This is a genomic window from Acinetobacter geminorum (assembly GCF_013009345.1).
GTDB classification, from domain to species: domain Bacteria; phylum Pseudomonadota; class Gammaproteobacteria; order Pseudomonadales; family Moraxellaceae; genus Acinetobacter; species Acinetobacter geminorum.
In genome coordinates this window covers 1-21,938 of sequence record NZ_JABELE010000030.1, presented here as the reverse complement: position 1 = coordinate 21,938, position 21,938 = coordinate 1, and the positions used below count along the sequence as shown (strand labels likewise).

General features: G+C 38.7%; 19 protein-coding genes and 4 pseudogenes. 11 read left to right on the top strand and 12 right to left on the bottom strand.

The genetic code is table 11. The annotated features are described in order from the left end of the window. Positions 1 to 77 precede the first annotated feature (77 nt). Positions 78 to 761: pseudogene (locus HJG58_RS18165) on the top strand (substrate binding domain-containing protein); the annotation flags it as partial. Positions 762 to 810: 49 nt separating this feature from the next. Here the strand turns inward: HJG58_RS18165 and HJG58_RS18160 are convergent. The 8 genes and pseudogenes from HJG58_RS18160 to HJG58_RS18125 all read right to left on the bottom strand — a co-directional run. Then, the gene (locus HJG58_RS18160) at positions 811 to 1,827 is read right to left on the bottom strand and encodes a zinc-dependent alcohol dehydrogenase family protein (protein WP_002126642.1); all 1,017 of its coding nucleotides are present in this window, start codon (positions 1,825 to 1,827) and stop codon (positions 811 to 813) included. Then, positions 1,817 to 2,812 carry a zinc-dependent alcohol dehydrogenase family protein gene (locus HJG58_RS18155; RefSeq protein ID WP_002126629.1) on the bottom strand — a complete coding sequence of 332 codons (996 nt, stop codon included), beginning with the start codon at positions 2,810 to 2,812 and terminating at the stop codon, positions 1,817 to 1,819. Before HJG58_RS18155 ends, HJG58_RS18160 begins: the two co-directional genes overlap by 11 nt. Before the next feature lie 493 nt (positions 2,813 to 3,305). Further along, a pseudogene (locus tag HJG58_RS18150) lies at positions 3,306 to 3,994 on the bottom strand (IS5 family transposase). A 195-nt stretch (positions 3,995 to 4,189) separates the two neighbouring features. After that, positions 4,190 to 5,104: an aromatic amino acid DMT transporter YddG gene (yddG, locus tag HJG58_RS18145; RefSeq protein ID WP_002126624.1), complete on the bottom strand. Its 915-nt coding sequence runs from the start codon at positions 5,102 to 5,104 to the stop codon at positions 4,190 to 4,192. A gap of 12 nt (positions 5,105 to 5,116) precedes the next feature. Continuing rightward, positions 5,117 to 6,409, bottom strand: coding sequence for an MFS transporter (locus tag HJG58_RS18140; protein WP_004832916.1), 1,293 nt, complete (start codon positions 6,407 to 6,409; stop codon positions 5,117 to 5,119). Positions 6,410 to 6,465: 56 nt separating this feature from the next. After that, entirely contained in the window at positions 6,466 to 7,704 is a 1,239-nt protein-coding gene (locus HJG58_RS18135; RefSeq protein ID WP_004832908.1) for a M24 family metallopeptidase, read from the bottom strand. A gap of 115 nt (positions 7,705 to 7,819) precedes the next feature. Next, positions 7,820 to 8,779, bottom strand: coding sequence for a GlxA family transcriptional regulator (locus HJG58_RS18130; RefSeq protein ID WP_004832906.1), 960 nt, complete (start codon positions 8,777 to 8,779; stop codon positions 7,820 to 7,822). A gap of 175 nt (positions 8,780 to 8,954) precedes the next feature. After that, positions 8,955 to 9,524 (bottom strand): annotated as a pseudogene (locus HJG58_RS18125) (DDE-type integrase/transposase/recombinase); the annotation flags it as partial. Between the two features lie 89 nt (positions 9,525 to 9,613). Here HJG58_RS18125 and HJG58_RS18120 point away from each other — a divergent pair. The 4 genes from HJG58_RS18120 (at position 9,614) to HJG58_RS18105 (ending at position 12,731) form a co-directional block, all read left to right on the top strand. Continuing rightward, complete coding sequence (locus HJG58_RS18120) at positions 9,614 to 9,889, top strand: metal/formaldehyde-sensitive transcriptional repressor (protein ID WP_001133624.1); 276 nt, start codon at positions 9,614 to 9,616, stop codon at positions 9,887 to 9,889. A 21-nt stretch (positions 9,890 to 9,910) separates the two neighbouring features. Then, on the top strand, positions 9,911 to 11,023 hold the full coding sequence (locus HJG58_RS18115) for an S-(hydroxymethyl)glutathione dehydrogenase/class III alcohol dehydrogenase (protein WP_007393395.1): 1,113 nt from the start codon (positions 9,911 to 9,913) through the stop codon (positions 11,021 to 11,023). A gap of 228 nt (positions 11,024 to 11,251) precedes the next feature. Next, a complete protein-coding gene (fghA, locus tag HJG58_RS18110; RefSeq protein ID WP_000402511.1) occupies positions 11,252 to 12,082 on the top strand; it encodes an S-formylglutathione hydrolase in 831 nt (276 codons plus the stop codon). A 334-nt stretch (positions 12,083 to 12,416) separates the two neighbouring features. Further along, entirely contained in the window at positions 12,417 to 12,731 is a 315-nt protein-coding gene (locus HJG58_RS18105; protein WP_017386625.1) for a putative quinol monooxygenase, read from the top strand. 73 nt (positions 12,732 to 12,804) lie between these two features. On the opposite strand, the pseudogene HJG58_RS19210 reads toward HJG58_RS18105, so the two are convergent. Continuing rightward, positions 12,805 to 13,134: pseudogene (locus HJG58_RS19210) on the bottom strand (IS3 family transposase); the annotation flags it as partial. A 183-nt stretch (positions 13,135 to 13,317) separates the two neighbouring features. Here HJG58_RS19210 and HJG58_RS18095 point away from each other — a divergent pair. The 3 genes from HJG58_RS18095 (at position 13,318) to HJG58_RS18085 (ending at position 16,572) form a co-directional block, all read left to right on the top strand. Continuing rightward, a complete protein-coding gene (locus HJG58_RS18095) occupies positions 13,318 to 14,475 on the top strand; it encodes an iron-containing alcohol dehydrogenase (protein WP_000931664.1) in 1,158 nt (385 codons plus the stop codon). Between the two features lie 90 nt (positions 14,476 to 14,565). Next, positions 14,566 to 15,243, top strand: coding sequence for a type 1 glutamine amidotransferase domain-containing protein (locus HJG58_RS18090; protein ID WP_000697981.1), 678 nt, complete (start codon positions 14,566 to 14,568; stop codon positions 15,241 to 15,243). A 201-nt stretch (positions 15,244 to 15,444) separates the two neighbouring features. Next, positions 15,445 to 16,572, top strand: coding sequence for an alkene reductase (locus HJG58_RS18085; RefSeq protein ID WP_005071529.1), 1,128 nt, complete (start codon positions 15,445 to 15,447; stop codon positions 16,570 to 16,572). 83 nt (positions 16,573 to 16,655) lie between these two features. Here HJG58_RS18085 and HJG58_RS18080 read toward each other — a convergent pair whose 3' ends face one another. Beyond that, positions 16,656 to 16,886, bottom strand: coding sequence for a hypothetical protein (locus HJG58_RS18080; RefSeq protein ID WP_004796107.1), 231 nt, complete (start codon positions 16,884 to 16,886; stop codon positions 16,656 to 16,658). 104 nt (positions 16,887 to 16,990) lie between these two features. Further along, positions 16,991 to 17,599, bottom strand: coding sequence for a TetR/AcrR family transcriptional regulator (locus tag HJG58_RS18075; RefSeq protein ID WP_017386623.1), 609 nt, complete (start codon positions 17,597 to 17,599; stop codon positions 16,991 to 16,993). A gap of 139 nt (positions 17,600 to 17,738) precedes the next feature. On the opposite strand from HJG58_RS18075, the gene HJG58_RS18070 reads away from it, so the two are divergent. Together HJG58_RS18070 and HJG58_RS18065 are read left to right on the top strand one after the other, a co-directional pair. Beyond that, a complete protein-coding gene (locus HJG58_RS18070) occupies positions 17,739 to 18,761 on the top strand; it encodes an NADP-dependent oxidoreductase (RefSeq protein WP_017386622.1) in 1,023 nt (340 codons plus the stop codon). 16 nt (positions 18,762 to 18,777) lie between these two features. Then, positions 18,778 to 19,416, top strand: a complete 639-nt coding sequence (locus tag HJG58_RS18065; protein ID WP_005134221.1) for a glutathione S-transferase family protein — start codon at positions 18,778 to 18,780, stop codon at positions 19,414 to 19,416. Between the two features lie 410 nt (positions 19,417 to 19,826). On the opposite strand, the gene HJG58_RS18060 is transcribed toward HJG58_RS18065, so the two are convergent. Continuing rightward, complete coding sequence (locus HJG58_RS18060; RefSeq protein ID WP_005134223.1) at positions 19,827 to 20,258, bottom strand: PPC domain-containing protein; 432 nt, start codon at positions 20,256 to 20,258, stop codon at positions 19,827 to 19,829. A 299-nt stretch (positions 20,259 to 20,557) separates the two neighbouring features. On the opposite strand from HJG58_RS18060, the gene HJG58_RS18055 reads away from it, so the two are divergent. Continuing rightward, positions 20,558 to 21,757: a tyrosine-type recombinase/integrase gene (locus HJG58_RS18055; RefSeq protein ID WP_000059636.1), complete on the top strand. Its 1,200-nt coding sequence runs from the start codon at positions 20,558 to 20,560 to the stop codon at positions 21,755 to 21,757. Positions 21,758 to 21,938: the final 181 nt, after the last annotated feature.

Sequence of the window (21,938 nt, the reverse complement as noted above, 5' to 3'; positions counted from 1 at the left end):
TTTACGATTCAGTTCGATGATCGATTAAAAGATCATTTATAAAAAATGGAACTTACACAAAATAATTTACAGGCTCTGCGGTGGGATCGATCGATGCTTTGTTTGTAAAAGACACCAAGGAAAAACGAGATGAAATGCATGGGACTGTCCGTCTTACTGTGTCGTCTGTGTTAGGGCGCAAATTGGTAGTACCCGCACTAGCAGAATTTGCCACACGTTATCCAGATATTGTCGTGGATTGTGTGCTAACAGATTCACACTCGGATGTGATCGATGAGCGGATAGATATCGGGATCAGATTTGGATTTTTGCCGGACAATCGATATGTGGCAAGGGAATTGGCTAAAGTGAACTTTTATTCTGTGGGTACGCCAGAGTTAATTGATAAGGTCGGAATGCCTAAAAAAATTATTGACCTTGATAAATACCCTCTAACAGCACTATTCGATCATAAAACAGGGCGTTACTGGCCATGGACATTCACCGAAAGTCGAAGCTTCACGCCATCAAAGCCTCGTTTTATTACAGATGATCTAGAAGCTGAATTTCAAGCTATTCTCGCTGGAGTTGGATTCGGACACATGCCTGGATTTCTAGTTTTGCCGTGGCTTAGGAGTGGTAAGCTCATTCAGATACTTCATAAGGAAACCTCTCCCGTTTGGCGCCTGTATTTATATCGTCCACAGCGGGGCCCGACACCTTTGCGAATCCGAGCATTGTTTGATTACTTAGCGGAAGTGTTGGGCCATATAGAAACCTGAATCAGATGGAACTAACTTTTTTCTAGAAAGTAGAAATCAGATAAGACCATCATGTATTTAGAGTAACTACAATTTTTCCTATTTGCTGATTTGATTCAAGATAGCGCTGAGCGTCATGCATGTCCTCAAAGTTAAAGCAACAGTCGATCACTGGACGAAGATATCCTGCACCTATACTGCTAAGAATAAATCGTCTGGCTTGCTCCCTTAGAACAGGATCATGGAGAACCTCAAGGAACAAAAAACCTCGCATGGTTAAGCTCTTGCGTAATGCAACTTTAAGGGGAAATGGTGTGATCTCAGGGCTAAGTGCACCATGCATAACCATAGTTCCTCCTACAGACATCGCTTTTGCAATCTGTTCAATATGAGGCCCTCCTACAGCATCGAAGGCGACATCAAGATGTTCTCCACCTAAACGTAAAACAAGCGCCTCATACAAATCTGGTTCATCTTCAGTGGCTATAACATTTTTAACACCGAGATCCAGTAAACGTTGCTTTTTCTCTATCGTCTGTGTACTTGCAATGACCTTAGCACCCGCTGCTTCAGCTATCTGTATCGCAGCTAGTCCTACGCTACTTGAAGCTGCTGTGATCAAGATCGTTTTTCCTTTCGAAACTCCACCAGCATTGATTACACCACCCCAAGCCGTCAAATACTGCATCCAGATTGAAGAAGCTTCTTCCCAGCTTAAACTATCGGGTTTGTGAACTAAAAAAGTTTCTGGAATCAGAAGTTTGTCCGCATATGTCCCATATTTGGCTAGATTGTCAGTCGGAAGAATCGATACTGCATCTCCTGGAGAAAATTGGCGTACACCTTCACCTATTGCCAGAACTATGCCTGCTCCCTCATATCCCAGACGAGAAGGGAATACTGCCTTTTGAATATAAGTACCACGCCGAAACATTACATCAGCCCGGTTGAGTCCGATCGTTTTCATCTGGATTAGAACTTCTCCTGCTGCTGGTAAAGCAACAGGAAGTGTTTCTAATGTCAGAACATCTGTATCTCCAATACTATTGAAGCGCCAAGTCTTGGCCTGAAGTGCGTTAAATGACATCAATCACGACCTTAATATTGGCAGAGCGATCTTGAACAGCATCATGAGCCTCAATCGCTTGGTCTAGAGTAAAATGACGAGGATCAACAATAGGACGCAGTTTACCTTCCTCAACGAGACGAGTCGCGATCTTAAGGATATCACCATGATGAGCACGGCGATTGCCTGTTAACATCGGCATTAGGACGAATACGCCAGACACTGTGGCACACCGTAGAGATGAACTCGCTAAATTATGATTACCAAATGCAGCACAGCTGGTAATGTGGCCATAGTGAGTTGTCATGGAAAGTGAAGCTTCGAGTACTGGACCACCCACAGTGTCGTAAACAATGTTAAAACCTTGACCCTCAGGGCTTGCAGCAATAATGTCATCGGAAGATGCTGTTGTGTAATCGAGAGGTGTTGCACCGAGTTCTGAAATCAGTGATTGATCAGCTGTACGACCAGTCGCCCAAACATTTGCATCAAGTGCTTTTGCAAGCTGAACAACCATATAACCAACGCCACCAGCACCACCCTGAACCAGTACAGTTTGCCCTGGTTGGACCTTCGCATTATCCACTAAACCTTCCCAAGCGGTGAGGAATGTCAATGGTAGTACTGCTGCCTCGCGCATAGAGATATTCCGTGGCTTTAATGCGATCAGATCAGCATCTGCTACAACATATTCTGCTAAAGAGCCTTGAATACCACGAACGCCACCTATCAGACCGTAAACTTCATCTCCGACGTTGAAGTGGGTGACACCTTCACCAACAGCAGTTACAACCCCAGCCATATCCGTTCCCAACACGGCAGGAAGCTCTGGCATAGCATATGGTGCTTCACCAAGACGAATTTTATAATCAATAGGGTTTACACCACTAGCATGAATACGTACTAGAACTTGCCCAGCCTCTGGTTGAGGTATAGGCAGTTCTACACGTTTAAATTCATGATCACCAAAATTTTCTAGGATAAGAGCATTCATCATCTTATTCATAGTTGTTCCTTATTCTTAACTGGGGGATGATATGCACAGTACCAAAGTAAAATAATCCAATAAATGATATTTATAGGATTTAATAATTCCTAAATAATGAATAATAAATATCATCCGCTTACTAAAAATAGTCTAGTACAGTCTGTAAAGGCATTTTTAATCTAAACTATCGGTAGTATTTTTAAGGTGTGATACGTTCAAAATATCTACAAACTGGCTAAAAGTTGGAAACATAATTCTAAAAGGTCACAGCATAGCATTACAAAGAACATGAGCCAAAATAAAAAAAATGGGAGCTTTAGCTCCCATTTTTTTGTGACTTTCGCATAAGCTCTACTATGTTTATTTAAAAAAATTAAAAATAGAGACAGAAAATTTTCGCTAAAGACCCTTTTGATTTTTCGATTTATAAAAAAATATTGCTTTTTTATACTATGGGGCACTATAGTATAAAAACTAAAAAATAAGGAGGTCTGATGTCTAGGGCATGTCCTCATTTGGCTTTGCACCAAATTAACATGCAAGCAATGTAAATCATAGACTGATAATTTCGTGCAAGCTTATCAAATCGGGTCGCTATCGCTCGGAAATGTTTTAATCTCGCAAAGACATTTTCAACTAGATGACTTAAAGGATATAAATACCGATCAAATTCTTTATTTTCTCTCTTACTATTTGATTTCATTGGGATGATCGGCACAATATTTTGCTTTCTTGGCAATGTCCTAATTTTTTCCGAATCATAACCTTTATCTGCAATCAGATAATCTGCCTCACCAATCAACTGCTCCGCAACTTGGCTGTCATAGAGTTCACCTCCAGTGATTTTAAAATCAATCGGTAATCCATTCGCGTCGGTTGCAAGATGAATTTTTGTGGTTCTTTCACCTCTAGACCGTCCAATTGCTCGCTTGAAACCGTGCCGAGCTCCACTTGCATGCTGATGCGCGCGTATGTAGCTTCCCTCAATGAATACCCATTCTTGATCCAATACGCCTCATAGTTTAAAAAAATTTACCCCACAAGCCCTTACTCGCCCAACGATTAAAGCGGTTATATGCTGTTTTCCAAGGACAAAATTCTTCAGGAATCACGCCATGTTGCATCTGTACATAATTTCCATAAGATGGCTTCCATGATATTTCTACTGTTCTTTGAACAATAACAACCATGAAATTGCATCGTAGACTGGATTTGTTGTCAAATATCATCGGTGAGTAGAGTTCGTGCCATTGAAAAATATACAAATAAAAAGAGGTTAAATCATTCTTTTAAATCTTTAAAATCAATTTTTCAAATGAGGACACGCCTTAATAGATAAACAGTTTCAATATCTTGACTTCGCTTAAAGTCTAGTATGTTAATTTTAGTATAACTCTAAATAATTTGTTTCTTTCGAGTCGCTAACCAACACAAAACTGCTCCTGCTGTCACCATTGCAACACCTTGCCAAAAGATAAAAGATAAGGACGTACTTAGAATTAATGCCGCAAACAAAGCTGATAACACGGGAATAAAATAAGAAGCTCCAGCCATTAACGTCATGTTCCCTGAAATAATTCCAATATTCCAAGCACCATATCCCAAACCTAAAGCACCAGCTGCCATAATCAGAGTGAGTGTATTGTCATAAGTAAAATTAAGAGCTGACCCACTCATGAGAAGGTATTTGATCCATAGTACAACTCCAGTCAAGGCAAAAAATATAGTGACTAGATTTTTACCCTGAGATGTTTTTACTGTCACAGAACAATATGCAGCCCACAAAATAGCAGCAGCAAAAGCTAAACCATAACTAAGAGGATTAGCTTTTAAATTAGTAAATATCTGAAAAAAATCAAATCCAGTATCTCCTCCTAGTACCCAACAAATTCCAACTAAAGCGAATATGCAGCCAGGAATAATTAAAATATTGGCCTTAACGTTGTTAAAAATAATTGCGAATAGTAGAGTAAATGTTGGCCATAGATAATTAATCATGCCAACTTCGATTGCTTGTCTACTGTTTTGCGCATAGCCAATAGAAAGGGCAAAACATAATTCATAAGCAACAAATAAAAGGCTTCCCCACCATAAATAGGATTTTGGGATGGTAGAAAACTTAGGCATACCAACCATGAAAACTAAAATCATGGATGCGACACTGTAAATTAGAGCAGCACCAGCTACAGCTCCAAAGCTCTCACTGACACTACGCATTAAGCCTACATTTGTACTCCAAAATATGACGGCTGTAAGACCAATTAAAGTAGATATATTTCTATTGAGTGTAGGGAGAGCATTTAAAAGCATAACCTATTCCTATTAAGCCTTAGCATTGATTAAATGATGTGATTTCCTTTCTAATAAAGCTATACTTGCAAAAATTGCAACTATAACTAATAAGATACTAGGTGCTAAGGTATTAGCTGTTTGTTGAATTAACCAGGTTGCAACGAAAGGAACTGTTCCACCTAATAGTGCATTAGCAGTATTAAAACTAAAGGCAAAACCGGTATAGCGCACTTGTATAGGGAATTGTTCTGTTAAATATGCAGGTAAGCTCCCATCGTTCATTGCTAATAATGTGCAGAACACGAGCTGAATGATCACCATTTCAATAAAACTGGCAGTTGAAAGTAAGTAGAACAAGGGTACAGTCAGTACGATAAAGCTTAGACCTGCCCAAAGCAACATTTTCTTACGTCCAATTCGATCTGAATATTTGCCCATCACAAAAACTACAGCAATATAAAATAGCAATGAAATTGACCCTGATATAAAGGCTTTGGATTTATTTACACCTAACTCTGTAGCTAAATAATTTGGCATATAACTAAAAATAAGATAGAAGGCGGTGGCATTTAAAGATGCAACTGCAAATGCTTTAAAAAGTGCTGGTTGATACTGAGTAAATAAGGCTTTGATTGGAAAAATTTCTTTGTTGCTATTTTTTTGATGTTCTAAAAACTCTGGGGTTTCTTCTAACTTTACACGGATATAATACCCGATTAAACCTATTGGTGCTGCCAATAAAAATGGAATTCTCCAACCATATTCGTGTAAAAACGCCTCTGACATGAAAGCGAACATCGCCGCTGCCATTAAAGAGCCGAGTAGTAAACCCGTTGCAGTACTTGCAGGAACTAAACTGGTATAAAGTCCTCTTTTTCCCTTAGGGGCGTATTCTGCAAGAAAATTTGCTGCACCAGCATATTCACCTGAAGCGGATAAGCCTTGGATCATCCGGAATATTAATAACATAATCGGTGCAAAAATACCGATACTTTGATAACTTGGTAACAGTGCAATACATACCGTAGCCAGTGTCATTAATATAATCGACCACGATAGTGCATTTTTTCGACCAAATTTATCCCCAACATGCCCCCAAAAAATACCGCCTAATGGACGAAAAATAAATGAAATTGCAAAGATCGCATATGTAGCCATTAATGCTGTTAAAGAGTCACTTTTCGGGAAAAAAACCACTGCAATAACTGTTGCCAAAAAACCATATGCAGCATAATCAAACCACTCCACAAAATTACCAATAAAGCTGGCGCTAGCAACACGTCTTAAAGTATTTTTTTGCTCTATTTGATGATTGTTTTTCATTCTATTTACTCCTAATTAAATAGGCACTCATTTTCAGAGTGCCTATTTAAAATCTTTTATTTGATAATGTTATGTTCTGGACCATATGGGAATTTGGTAATATTTTCATTTCCTGATTCTGTAACGACCAAGATATCATGTTCACGGTAACCACCAGCCCCAGCCATTCCTTGCGGAATCATAATCATAGGTTCCATTGAAATCACCATGCCTGGTTCTATCACCGTATCAATATCTTCACGTAATTCTAAACCGGCTTCACGACCGTAATAATGTGATAACACACCAAAGGAATGTCCATAACCAAATGTGCGGTACTGCAATAAACCTTCTTCATAGAAAATTTCATTTAACTCTTTAGCAATATCACTGCAACGTGCACCTGGGCGAATGAGTTTTAAGCCAGCTTCATGCACCTTGACATTCGCCTCCCAAATTCGTAATGAAGCATCATCACAGTGATCAAAGAACTGTGTACGCTCTAAAGCTATATAATAGCCAGCAATCATAGAAAAGCAGTTTAAACTTAAAATATCACCTTTTTGGACTTGGCGGGTTGTAACAGGATTATGTGCACCATCCGTATTAATGCCTGATTGAAACCAAGTCCACGTATCCATGAGTTCAGAGTTTGGAAAACGTTTGGCAATTTCACGTACCATGGATTGAGTAGAGGCTAAAGCCACTTCATGCTCTGGCACACCTTCACGAATTGCTGCAGTCACTGCAAAACCACCAATATCACATACTGCAGCACCTTGGGTGATATGTGCAATTTCTTCAGCAGATTTAATCATGCGTAGCTTCATGCATGCGGAACTAATATCCACAAACTGCACATTCGGTAAAACTGCTTTTAACTTGTTTAAACGTTCTAAAGGTAAATGATCAAACTCAATTCCTACACGGCCTTTATTTGGAATTTCTTGTGCAACCGCTTTAAAATAGTTATCACGCTGCCAGTCAGTATAAACTACGTTATAGTCGCCAATCGTACGACGCCAAGGTTGCCCAGCATCAATATTTGCTGAAATTGTCACCACTTTTTCTGGGCTAACCACCAGACCGTAGAAGCGCCCAAATGAACAATAAATAAAGTCTGCATAATAGTTAATGTTATGGATTGAACTAAATAGAATATGATCAATTTCTAGCTCTTCCATTAGTTGGCGTAACTTGCTCTGTCTATTTTGATACTCAGATAATGAAAATGTTGCAGAAACTTTTTCACCATTTTCAATGGTTAATAATGATGGTAGTTGTGAAGCAGCAAAATTATTTACTAAAGTATTCATATATTTTCCTAGATCAATGTAATGTAATCAATGAGCTAAGCTTATGCAGAATATGAATAGGGATTTTTGCTAAAAGCGTCAAAAAGTTGTCAAAAACCGACAAGACTAAAAAACACTAATGAGCAAAATCCAGAATGTTACGTTCAAATTTGGGGGAATAGTTAAAAAAAGCTTTATAGGCTTTAGTAAAACTAGATACATTACAAAAACCACATGCCAAAGCAATATTTGAAATGTTTAACGTAGACTGTTTAAGTAGATTCTGTGCATAGGTGAGTCTTAGTTTTAAATAATATTCTTTTGGAGCCAATTGTAGACTCATTTTAAACAAGCGCTCTAAAGTACGCGGTTGAATTTTTACATGCTGTGCAATTTCAGCAATAGTTAAAGGCTCATTAATATTATTTTCCATTAAGCGCAATACTTCTTGAATCTGAAAATCAAGTTTTTTCTTATGTTCAGCAATAGGTTGATGTTGAATTTCATTGCTCTCACGCACTTGATGAACAATAAATTGCTCACAGATTCTTTTAGCAATATTTGGATAGTGTATTTCAACAAGTGCCAAGCCTAAATCAATCGCTGCAAGCCCACCAGAACAGGTAAAACGGTTCGCATCAATGGTAAAAATATGTGGGGTAAACTGTACTAATGGAAACTCTTCTTGTGCCGCTAAGCTATTTTCCCAATGAAGGCTAGCACGAAAGCCATTTAGTAGATTGGCTTTCGCTAATACATAAGCGCCTGTACATAAACCACCTAAAGCAATTTTTTGTTGATCCAACCTATATAAAAAATTCTTTAAGCGTACTGTCATATTTTTATAAAGTTGAAAACCACCACAAATAAAAACTATATCCATGTTCAGTAAATGTGACCAAACACAGGTATGTTGTATTTGAAGACCATTGCTTGCGCAGCTATGATGACCATCTAAACCCGTTACATTCCATTGGTATAAATTGTCTTCTGTAACATAATTAGCCATACGTAAGACTTCAACCATGTTTGAGAAAGCAATCATTGAAAAGTTATCGAGTAATAAAAAACCAATACGCTTAGAGTTTTGTAACATAAATTTAATGTTCTTCACTTTTTTCAATACTTTTATAAAGCAATTTTGAGACCACAATTTTGATTTTTTCAGATTTAAAAGTCACTTTTGTCTTTATTTCCATGAGGCTTTGTTGCATAAAGCCTTTGATAGCAGAGTGAACCATACTGGGTTTGTAGGAGACTTTTTATTTAAGTTAGGCCACCTGAACTAACGGGTTAATTTTATCATAATACTTTGTTTCAAAATCAAAAGGCGATACATAACCAATGCACTGTGTACACGCTTTTTATTGAACCAATCTACCCAATTTAATATCGCAAGTTGTACATCTGCTTTTCAATAGTCAATCACCTCAGTTTTGTATAAGCCATTCACCGTTTCAGCCAAAGCATTATCATAGGAATCACCAGTTGTACCGACTGATGCTCCTAAATTTGCTGCCTCTAACAGGATAACGAATAGAAAGATATTGCACACCTCTATTTAAATCATGAATTACATTCTTTGGCATACATCGGTCACGTAATACTTGCTCCAGTGCATCAAGCACCATATCTGTATTCATCCGTGTTGATACTTTCCATCCAACAATTGCGCGTGAGAACACGTCAATAATAAGGGCGGTATAGACCTAGCCTGAATTTGTTTGAATATAGCTGAAGTCTGCGACCTGACATACAAGAAGCACTGCTTCGCAAGGGTCAGGATGATCAGTACTAAAATTACGGTTCACCAAGCCAACTGCCCGTTTTTGGTCATCTCGTACAAAGCCTTTTCGATTTATAAAAAAATATTGTTCTTTTTTATACTATAGGGCACTATAGTATTAATACTAGCAAATAAGGAGGTCTGATGCCTAATCAGGTTGAAGACAAAAAAAAGATTCTTCTACGCGTCAGAAAGATCAAAGGTCAGACGCAAGCGATTGAAAAAGCGTTAGAAGACAATGTGGAATGTGGTGCAATTCTGCAACAAATATGCTCTGTGCGTGGTGCTATTAATGGTTTAATGAATGAGATGTTGGAGGTTCATTTAAAGGACACTTTAGTATCAGGTGAAACCACAGAACAACAACGAAAAGAAGAACTGGCTGAAATCGCCAAGATTCTAAAATCATATTTAAAATAGACCTGTATAAGGAGTTATTCCATGAAGTCACGTGCTGCTGTTGCGTTTGGTCCTGGTCAACCTCTTCAAATTGTTGAAGTTGATGTTGCACCACCGAAGAAAGGTGAAGTATTAATCAAGATCTCCCATACCGGTGTGTGTCATACAGATGCATTCACTTTGTCTGGCGATGATCCTGAAGGCGTTTTTCCGGCTATTCTCGGGCATGAAGGTGCTGGCGTTGTGGTTGAGGTTGGTGAAGGCGTGACTAGTGTCAAACCAGGTGATCATGTAATTCCACTTTACACCGCTGAATGTGGCGAGTGCGTATTCTGTAAATCTGGAAAATCGAACTTGTGTATTGCCGTTCGCGAAACTCAAGGTAGAGGCGTAATGCCAGATGGTACCACTCGTTTTTCTTACAATGGTCAACCGATTTACCATTATATGGGCTGCTCAACGTTCAGTGAATACACGGTAGTGGCAGAAGTATCATTGGCTAAAATCAATCCTGAAGCCAATCATGAACATGTATGCTTATTGGGTTGTGGGGTAACAACGGGTATCGGTGCAGTACACAACACGGCTAAAGTACAAGAAGGTGATAGTGTTGCGGTTTTTGGTTTAGGTGGTATTGGTTTGGCAGTCGTACAAGCCGCACGTCAAGCTAAAGCAGGGCGTATTATTGTGGTTGACATGAATCCTGATAAATTTGCGCTGGCAAAAGAGTTTGGTGCAACGGACTTCTTGAACCCTAAAGATTACGATAAACCAATCCAGCAAGTAATTGTCGAAATGACTGGCTGGGGTGTAGATCATTCATTTGAATGTATTGGTAACGTGAATGTGATGCGCTCAGCCCTTGAAAGTGCACACCGTGGCTGGGGACAATCCGTAATTATTGGTGTTGCTGGCGCAGGTCAGGAAATCTCTACCCGTCCATTCCAACTGGTTACTGGTCGTAAATGGCTAGGTTCTGCCTTTGGTGGCGTAAAAGGTCGTACGCAACTTCCAGGAATGGTTGAAGATGCCATGAAAGGTAAAATTCAATTAGAACCATTTGTGACACATACGATGGGCTTGGATCAGATCAATGAAGCCTTTGATCTAATGCATGAAGGTAAGTCAATTCGTACTGTAATTCATTACGAATAATTGCGACAAACCTTATACTTTTCCATGCATGTGCATCATGAATGACATGCATGGAATCCTCTAAAACGGCACATCAACTGTAAAACAGATCTATCTGTGTAGGCATCGTGTATAGGTTCAATAAACCTGCCTACATTTTAATTCTTTATCACTATTCTGTGTGGAGAATGTCAGACTCTTTGTTTACTTGATTTCTCATGAAGTCTTGCTCAACATAGGTAATTGATTATGGAAATAATTGAGAAACATGCTTCTTTTGGTGGGTCGCAAGAAGTGTATCGCCATCAGTCAATAGCATTAAACTGTTCAATGAAATTCTCAATATATCTGCCACCTCATGACAAAGATGAGCGGTTGCCAGTTTTATATTGGTTATCAGGACTGACTTGCAACGAACAGAACTTTATTACTAAAGCCGGAGCACAAAAGTATGCGGCTGAACATAAAGTCATTATTGTTGCACCAGATACCAGCCCACGTGGAGAAGATGTACCAGATCATGCAGATTATGATTTAGGCCAAGGCGCAGGATTCTATGTGAATGCAACACAAGCACCCTGGTCACAGCATTTCAAAATGTATGATTATATTGTGGAAGAGCTGAGAAATCTGATTGACCTGAATTTTCCGACCAATCAAGTCCAAAGCATTATGGGGCATAGCATGGGTGGTCATGGTGCATTAGTAATTGGGTTAAAAAATCCTGAGCTGTATAAAAGTATTTCTGCTTTTGCACCAATTGTTGCACCTAGCCAAGTACCTTGGGGGAAAAAGGCTTTTACACACTACCTAGGTGAAACCGAAACTTTATGGAAAAGCTATGATGCGATTGAATTAATCAAAAACGCTGAAGTTCATTTACCTATTTTAGTCGATCAGGGAACAGCTGATGATTTTCTTGAAGAACAGTTAAGGCCTAAGCTTCTTAGTAATATTTGTTTGGAACAAGAATATCCTCTTACACTTAACCTAAGAGAAGGGTATGACCATAGCTATTACTTCATTGCGAGCTTTATAGAGAAACATATAGAGTTTCACAGCAAATTCCTAGCTAAATAACTTTCATAGATATGAGGATGTACAATGTTGTTCTTGAATGCTTCTTGAGCAATATAATTTCCAGATGAAGAGGTCAGCTTATAAATCTAAGGTAGAGTCAATTGATCCTTATATAAATAAGATTGAATTGAATCATCTCATATCTTAATTTTTTTGATTCAAATGTTAATGATATTAACTTGAATAAATTCATAGCATTATGTCGAAATAAAAACCCAGATTTTGGCTCAGCTATGGGAATTTTTTTAACTTTTATACAACAAAACTTTCTGAAATTCATACATTAGCAATGTCAGAATTAGTTTTAATTCTAATCAATTGTGGAGTTTTAGTCATGCTTAAAACAGCTTTATATGTCCGTCTTGAAGCTAAACCGGGTAAAGAAGACGAAGTGGAAGCTTTCCTTAAAGCCGGTTTACCTATTGTAATGGAAGAACCTGCGACAGTTGCGTGGTTTGGCCTACGTCTTGGACCTACAACATTTGGTATTTTTGATGCATTTCCTGATGAGGCGGGTCGCCAAGCACATTTATCTGGCAAGGTTGCAGCTGCTTTGATGGCTCAGGCTGAAGAGCTATTTTCAGAGCCGCCGTCTATTGAAAAAGTAGATGTTTTGGCGAGTAAACTACCAGCTCATACTGATGCTTAAATGTATGAGGGTGCTGCCTGAAATTTCGAATGAAAGGCAGCACTTCAACCCTGTGAGGTTTGTCGGAGTCTTTTTATTCAAGTTGGGCTACTTTATTTAATGGCTTAATCTCATCATTTACATGGGTCAATATCCAAAACAGGGTAAATAAACGAATGCAACTATTTACATGCTTTATATTGAACCAATCTATTTAATTTACTGTCGCATTTGTACATCTGCTAAACCGTGCCAATCTGCTTTTAAAATATTTAATCATCGCTATTTTGTATGAGTCATTCACTGTTTTAGCCAATGCGTTCACGACCATGTCAGTAGTCATACGTGTTGATACCTTCCATCCAACAATCGCTCGTGAAAATACATCAATAATAAAAGTGGTATAGAACAAGCCTGAATTTGTTTAACCATAACTAAAGTCGGCAAGCTGAAATAATATTTATAAAAATAGACGACTGGTCTATTTTTATGTATAGTTAGCACATGGTGTAGTCAAAAGCCGCAGTGTTGCCCAATTTTTTAAAGTTTATTTGATAAATAACGGTGGTTTTTCAAATCAATTAACTGATTATCCTAGGATAAAAATATGCTGAATTTTAACTTTTATAATCCGACCCGTATTATTTTTGGTGGCGATACAATAGCTAAAATCAATGACTATGTGCCTACAGAAGCAAAAGTGTTAATGTTGTTTGGTGGTGAAAGTGCACGTAAGAATGGTACTTTAGCTGAAGTGCGTGAAGCATTAGGTGCAAGAGAAATTCATGAATTTGGCGGAATTGAGCCGAATCCGAGTTATGAAACCCTCATGAAAGCCGTAGAGCTGATTCGTGAACAAAAGATTGATTTCTTGATGGCTGTCGGTGGTGGATCGGTAATTGATGGTACTAAATTTATTGCAGCAGCAGTCAATTATACAGGGGATACATGGGAGATTTTAGAAACCCATGGTACTAAAATTACTCAAGCTTTGCCTTTTGCGAGTGTACTCACCCTTCCGGCAACTGGTTCAGAAATGAATAGCGGTGGGGTAGTCACCAGAAAATCGACCCAAGCCAAATTGTCATTTAGCAGTCCCCATGTTTTTCCGCAATTTTCCGTACTCGATCCGAATAAAACTTTTAGCTTGCCGACGCGCCAGTTAGCAAATGGCGTGGTCGATGCATTTATTCATGTCATGGAACAGTACTTAACTTACCCTGTCAATGCACAAGTACAAGATCGTTTTGCCGAAGGTCTATTGCAAACTCTGATTGAGATTGGACCGAAAATCTTGGACGATTCAGCAGATTATGACACGCGTGCGAATTTGATGTGGGCTGCTAGCATGGCACTGAATGGGCTAATTGGAGCTGGTGTACCACAAGATTGGTCAACCCATTTGATTGGACATGAGCTCACGGCTTTACATGGTATTGATCATGCTCGTACCTTGGCCATTGTGTTTCCGGCCAATCTACAAGTGCGTCGTCAAGAGAAGCGAGAAAAATTACTACAGTATGCAGCTCGTGTCTGGCAGATTGTCGAAGGTGATGAAGAACAACGTATTGATACTGTTATTGCTCGTACTCGAGCCTTCTTTGAGCAACTTGGATTGCCGACTCGTCTTAGCGATTATGGACTGGTGGAGACAGATATTGAGATCATCATTACGCAACTTAAATCACACAATCTTACACAGCTAGGCGAACATAAAACTGTTTCATTAGAGATCAGTCGCCAAATTCTCGCGACGAGCATCTAAGCTAAATGCGCGTATCTGGCATGCTCACGCCACACGGCAAGTGATCATGCAACAATGCTCCTAAATCCTGAAAATTATCGGAAAAATAACATGAAAATTTTAATCGTTTTAACCTCACATGATCAACTTGGCAATACTGGTAAGAAAACAGGTTTCTGGCTAGAAGAACTTGCTGCACCGTATTACACCTTTATTGACTCTGGTGCTGAAGTTACGCTGGCGTCACCTCAAGGTGGGCAGCCACCACTAGATCCGAAAAGTAATTTAGCAGAAGCACAAACTGAAACCACTCATCGTTTTGAAGCTGATCCAACTGCAATGCAAGCATTGGCACAGACGCATAAACTTAGCGAAATCTCTGTAACTGATTATGATGCAGTGTTTTATCCAGGCGGACATGGCCCATTGTGGGATTTAGCAGAAGATCCGATTTCAATTTCTCTGATTGAACAGGCGATTCAGTCTGGCAAACCTGTTGCAGCAGTGTGTCATGCCCCAGGTGTTCTTCGTCATGTGAAAGCGAGTAATGGAGCGCCTTTAGTTAGCGGTAAATTAGTGACTGGTTTCACCAATACTGAGGAGGCCGCTGTAGGTTTGACCGAAATTGTACCATTTTTAGTTGAAGACATGCTTAAAGAAAACGGTGGTCATTATTCTAAAGTGGATGATTGGCAAGTATATGTTCAAGTAGATGGCTTGCTGGTTACTGGACAAAATCCAGCATCTTCTGCTGCAACCGCTACAGCATTACTTCAATTGTTGAAATAAAGAGTAGCTAGTGTTTGTTGTGGTGCTTAGCAGCGAATAAACTTCTGACTCTGAGCAACTGGCGCAATAAGCAAAATAACCCTCACTTAATGGTGACGGGCCTGAGTGAATAGCTTTCCTTCCTTTATTTTTCTATATACAGGAAGGAAGGTTATTTTTTAATTTAGATCAATTAAGCCATGATGACTTGGATACAATAAAATGAAAGCCAGCAAACTTTTTCAAAACTTAAGCTTAGGCCCTTATGTTTTGCAAAACCGTATTGTATTGCCACCATTAACGCGGTCGCGCAGTACTCAGCCAGGGAATATTCCAAATGAACTGATGGCAACCTATTATCAACAGCGTGCCGGGGCAGGATTTATGGTCACCGAAGGTACGCAAATCGAGCCACGTGGTCAAGGCTATGCTTGGACTCCCGGTATTTACAGCCCTGAACAGATTGCTGGATGGTGTAAAGTGACGGAAGCAGTGCATGCTAAAGGAGGCATTATTTTTGCACAACTTTGGCATGTTGGGCGTGTTTCACATACATCTTTGCAACCCGATCATGCATCACCGGTCGCGCCTTCGGCTATTAGGGCTGATAGTAATGTTAAAGTCTTTATTGAGACCGGGCCCAATGCGGGGGCCTTGGCTGATCCTTCAATGCCACGTGCTTTAAGCAATGCAGAAGTTAAAGAATTAGTGCAACTCTATGCTCAAGCAGCGCGTAATGCCTTGGCTGCTGGTTTTGATGGAGTTGAAATTCATTGTGCAAATGGTTATTTGGTGAACCAATTTATCTCTGCACATAGTAACCATCGTGAAGATGAATATGGTGGATCACTAAACAATCGTTTGCGTTTTTTACGTGAAGTAGTAGAGGCAGTTGCTGAGGTGGTTGGTGCAGATCGTTTAGGAGTGCGTTTTGCCCCGCTATTTGAAAGTACAGAGGAAGATCGTGTTTACATGGGGTTGGTTGAAGATGATCCACATGTCACTTATATTGAGGCAATAAAGATACTTGAAGAAGTTGGGATTGCCTATTTATCTATTGCAGAAGCTGATTGGGATAATGCACCAGAACTTCCTCATGATTTTCGTAAAGATGTCAGAGACACTTTCAGTGGTCGGATTATTTATGCAGGTCGATATACGGCAGAAAGAGGGACTCGAATTTTAGAGGCAGGTCTGGCCGATTTAATTGCATTTGGACGCCCATTTATTGCGAATCCAGATTTACCCGATCGTATCGCCAATGGCTGGCCATTGAATGCAGTAGATGCAAGCACTATGTATGGTGGGACGGAAAAAGGCTATATTGATTATCCAGCTTACGCAGATTAATATTGACTTAATGAGTTATTTTGCCAACCTTTGTGGTTGGCAAAATAACGACTTAGGATTGCTGTTGCCAGCACAATTTCTTCTTAAAACAAATTCTTAAAATTTTTTAGCCGTGTAATGAGCCAACCTGCCAGTGGGAAAGAAATCAGTTGCGTTACTGGCACTAATACTATGACTTCAATCAACACCATCATCGGGAAACTTTGATGATGAGTAATTGGCTTTAATAAAGTGAGTACCAGTAATAGTGTGGGATATAAGCCTAAATATCCGACTAAAATACGAGTCATGAGGGCTTTAGAAGGAGAATTCATTGTGCGCTATACTCATGGATTGTAAATTGATCTAATAACAACACATTAATAAGTAATCATTGGGCTGCTGTCATTAATTATGTAATTGATATTTAATCTAATTTTTAAGAAACTTCACTTTTTAATAGAAATTTAGTTGCTCTCAGAGCTTGATGTAATGGTGTTTTATCTTTTTGCAACTTACTCAATAATGCTGCACCTAACCACATTTGGTAAAGTACTTGTGCCAAAGTCGAGGCCTCAGTATCTGCTTGGATAGACTGATCCTGTTTTCCCAAATCAATTAAACCAGCAATACGCTCGATTACATCATCCACGCCAGCGGACATAATGGAGCGCATATCTTCAGATAGATCGGCAACTTCTGCGGCAAGTTTCACAATTAAACAACTATCCGCCCAACCACACTGTGTTTCAGGATCTTCTATCCATAAATTAAAATACTCAATCAGCTTTTGATAAGGAGATTTATCGCTACGCCATACATCATTTAAACAGACTTGGTAATTATCCACATAATGCTGTACCAATTCACATCCGAAAGCTTCCTTGGATTGGAAATAATGATAAAATGAGCCTTTGGGGATCTCACAGCTCTGTAAAATTTCCTGTAATCCTACACCAGTAAAACCTTTATGCAAAATCAGGTCTGAACTGGTGTTAAGAATGTGTAAGCGCTTCGCTTCAGACTTTTTAATAGGATTAGGCTTCATATTAATTATTTACTCTATTATAAAAAATAGACCAGTCGTATTGTTTTTTATTATAACTCCTCTACAATGGATGTAAAGAAATTTTAATCATAATTTTTGATTGTGAAGAGAAATACTTCCAAATAAAACATGGAGTTATATGTGTGAAACAGTTATTAATCAACGCATCGTTTTAGCTAAACGGCCAGTGGGTGAGCCAAAACACAGCGATTTTCGTATTGAGCAAGTTGAACTCAATGAACTTAAACAAGGCGAGATATTGTTAAAAACCATTTACTTGTCACTCGATCCTTATATGCGTGGTCGCATGAGTGATGCTCCTTCATATGCAGCACCGGTTGAAATTGGCGAAGTGATGGTCGGTGGAACAGTCAGTCAAGTGATGGCCTTTAAAAACCCAAAATTCAAAGAAGGCGAGTGGGTTCTTTCCGGAAATGGCTGGCAGGGCTACGCAATTTCTAATGGGTCTGCCTGTCAAAGCTTAGGTATGCAACCTGAACATCCATCTTGGGCATTGGGTATTTTGGGAATGCCAGGATTTACTGCTTATATGGGGTTGTTGGACATTGGTCAGCCTAAAGCCGGTGAAACTTTAGTCGTTGCAGCTGCAATGGGACCTGTGGGTGCTACGGTTGGACAGATTGGCAAAATTAAAGGTTGTCGCGTGGTTGGCGTCGCAGGTGGGGCTGAAAAATGCCGTTATGCAGTAGAAGAACTCGGCTTCGATGCTTGTATCAATCATCATGATGAAAATTTTGCAGAACAATTACAACAAGCAGTTCCCACCGGTATTGATATTTATTATGAGAATGTAGGGGGTAAAGTGTTTGATGCGGTATGGCCATTGCTTAACTCTGCGGCACGTGTACCGGTGTGTGGTGTGGTTTCCCAGTATAACGCTACCGAGCAAGCACAAGGGCCAGACCGTTTACCGGGCTTTATTTCCACCCTTTTAAAAAAGCGTATTCGCATGCAAGGCTTTATTATTTTTGATGATTATGGCAGTCAGTATCCGGAATTCAATCAGCAAATGTCTGACTGGTTGAAAGACGGAAAAATCAAATATAAAGAGCATATGGTGCAAGGTTTAGATAACACGATCAATGCTTTCAATGGTATGTTAAAAGGCGAAAACTTTGGCAAAGTGGTTGTAAAAATTTGAAAAAATAGGAATTATTATGATTACACTACATCATTTAGATCAATCACGTTCTTTTCGCATTTTGTGGTTACTTGAAGAAATCAAGCAGCCCTATGAGCTGAAACGCTATTATCGTGACTCAAGCACGCATTTGGCCCCTGAATCTTTAAAAACCATCCATCCTTTAGGGAAATCTCCAGTATTGGAATGGGATGGCAAAGTTATTGCAGAGTCAGGCGCAATCGTTGAGTTATTAATTCAGAAACTTGCGCCGCATTTAGCACCAGATATGGATGAACCTACCTATGTCGATTATCTACAGTGGATTCATTTCTCAGAAAGCTCTGCCATGCTGCCATTTTTGTTAAAAACGTTTAATGCGATAGAAACCAAGCAAGGCACGAAGTTGGTATTTCTAGAAAATTATACTCAAGTTGAGTTCGATAAGGTATTTGGCCATTTAAATGAATATTTAAAAGATAAAGAATTTCTAGTGGCAGACCGTTTAACCGGTGCTGACTTTATGATGGGCTTTGGACTACATGCTTTAATTTATCATATGGGACAAGGTGAAAATTATCCCCATATCCAACGTTATGTAGCAGGTTTAAGCCAACTACCTAGCTGGCAAGTCGCAGTACAAATTGAACAAAATGGTGTGAAAAGTCAAAAATAGCAAAATTGTTTTTTTAACGCAATTGAGAAAAAGAATCATGATTGACAAGTACATATGATTATAAAATAAGCTGACACTTATTTAAAGTAAACGCCTAATGAATTTCATCGGGCGTTCTCTATTTTAAAGATAAGGAATTACCATTATTTAAGACAAGTTTCGCCTATTCTTTCACTGCAAATTCCTATCAAAAGGGCTTGAATATCACGACGGTTACGTTGAAAGATATAATCAACTTTTGAAAGAAAAGTGACTAACGCACAGCAAGATTAAATTATTCCTTGGGGTATTAAACAAGTAATCTATATCATTTTAATAACATAAACACATATGCGTAAAAATCACGCCCCGCTTAACTGGCAATAGTTTTTGAACCCTCGTATAAAAGCTTAAAAGAATCTAGCAAGTCTTTATTTAATGTTAATACTCATCCAGTATTGAGGTTTTTTATCTCTTCTTGCCTGTGATCTAGGTTGTAATACTCTAATTTCATACTCACCTGAAGCAGGTAAAATATAAATACCATTATCATCAAGCTCTGGAGAATATTCTCCAATATTGATGGAGTCTTTTAATTGATTACCCCATAAGTAAGCTTCAACATTTCCTCCAGTCAACTTCACTTTTAACTTTTGCCCTTTTTTAGCATAAAATTTGTAGGAATCATACTTGTATCCCTCTATCCTTCCGTAATAATTTGCAGAGTAAGCTTTTTTTGCAAACTTAACTACAACAGTCTTTCGTATATCATTGTTATCATTTGCAAGTACGGCTGGGCTAAGCATAGTTAAAGTTAGGGCCATAAAAGCACCAGCTAGTAATTTCGTATTCGCTATTTTCATAAGGTTACCTTAATTCTTGTATCGCCCCTGACATAGTAACATAAGTAATAAGTAACCATGAATCATGGAACAGAACTGTGAATAGTCATAACATAGAGTTGCACTTCAAATGCTAATTTAAGACTTGCGAAATCAATGGTTAATTATTTGGTCACTAAGGAATAGCCAATCTAGATATAAACTTTATTTAACAGATACTTATAAAAATATGTGATGCGTATCATACGCATCATATATAAAGCGTTCTATTTTGATATAATTGATCCAATCAACCCCTTATTAGGTTTCATTTAAATTCCATGAGTCTTACTGATATTAAAGTTCGCCAAGCTCATTGCAAGGAAAAAACCTGTTTTTTATCCGATGAAGATGGGCTTAGCCTGAAGATTGAGCCGAGTGGAAGAAAATCTTGGTGCTATCGCTATACAGATCCACAAACTAAAAAACGTCGACGCATTCAGTTAGGTCTTTATCCTGATTTATCGCTGAAAAAGGCACGACAAGTCAGAGATGACTTTAAAGACAATAATTTCTGTTTTGAACATGATACTGCCTCTAATCTTATCACCTTTGGTAAGGTCGGGGAGGAGTGGTTACAGTTCAAACTGAAGAATGCCTTCAACGATCTACCCCGCTGTGGTGTACTACAGTTAGCAGAAAGATGCTTACAGCAAGATATTTATCCAGACCTTCAGGATTTACCTTTTCAAAACATCAAGCGCTATGACCTGGTTTCAGTAATCAAAAAAATAGAGGGACGCCAAGTAAAAGAACCTGTCAAAAAAGCTTGTAGTTATTTGAACCAAATTTATGACTACGCTGTAGCGATGGGTTATTGTGAGTTCAACATCGCTCATGGTTTAAATAAAATCACCATTAACAGCAAAATCAAGAAAAATTATCCGTATTTGAAAGCGGAGGAAATATCTGATTTTAAGAATAAATTACAAAAATTGGATGCCCATCCCATTATTAAAAAAGCACTGATGTTCAAATTACATACTGGCGTGAGAGGGGCCGAATTGTTATTGGCTGAGCCTCATCATTTTGATTTAAATGAAAAAATCTGGAAAATACCTGCCTTGCATATTAAACAGTTTCGACGAAAAGTTATATTAGGCCATGAGATTCCAGATTTTTTAGTTCCACTTTCAAATCAGGCTTTAGAGATTTTGAAAGACGTCATGCAGTGGTCATACGGTGAAAAATACCTTTTTGCTAGCCCTCGCAAACACAATCAACCGATTCATTTTAATACTCTAAATATGGCCATACGTAAGATGGGGTATGGCAAACATCAACTATCTTCTCATGGATTACGTTCTACTTTTAGTACCATTTTGAATGACTCAGGTTTGTTCCAAGATAATTGGATTGAGGCACAACTTTCACATATTGATAAGAACCGTACCCGTGCCAGCTATAATCACGCTGACTATTTAGCTCAACGGACTGAAATGATGCAGTGGTGGGGTGATTATTTAAGTACTAGTAAGTGAAAATCGTACTTTTATACATAAACTTAAAACATGATGGGGTGTTAAATGGATAGTAAACAATATACTTACCGTGTTAAATGGTCAGCTGAAGATAATGGGTATGTTGGAGCCTGTAAATTATTTTGTGTAAGTTCCATTTTTTATAAATGATCTTTTAATCGATCATCGAACTGAATCGTAA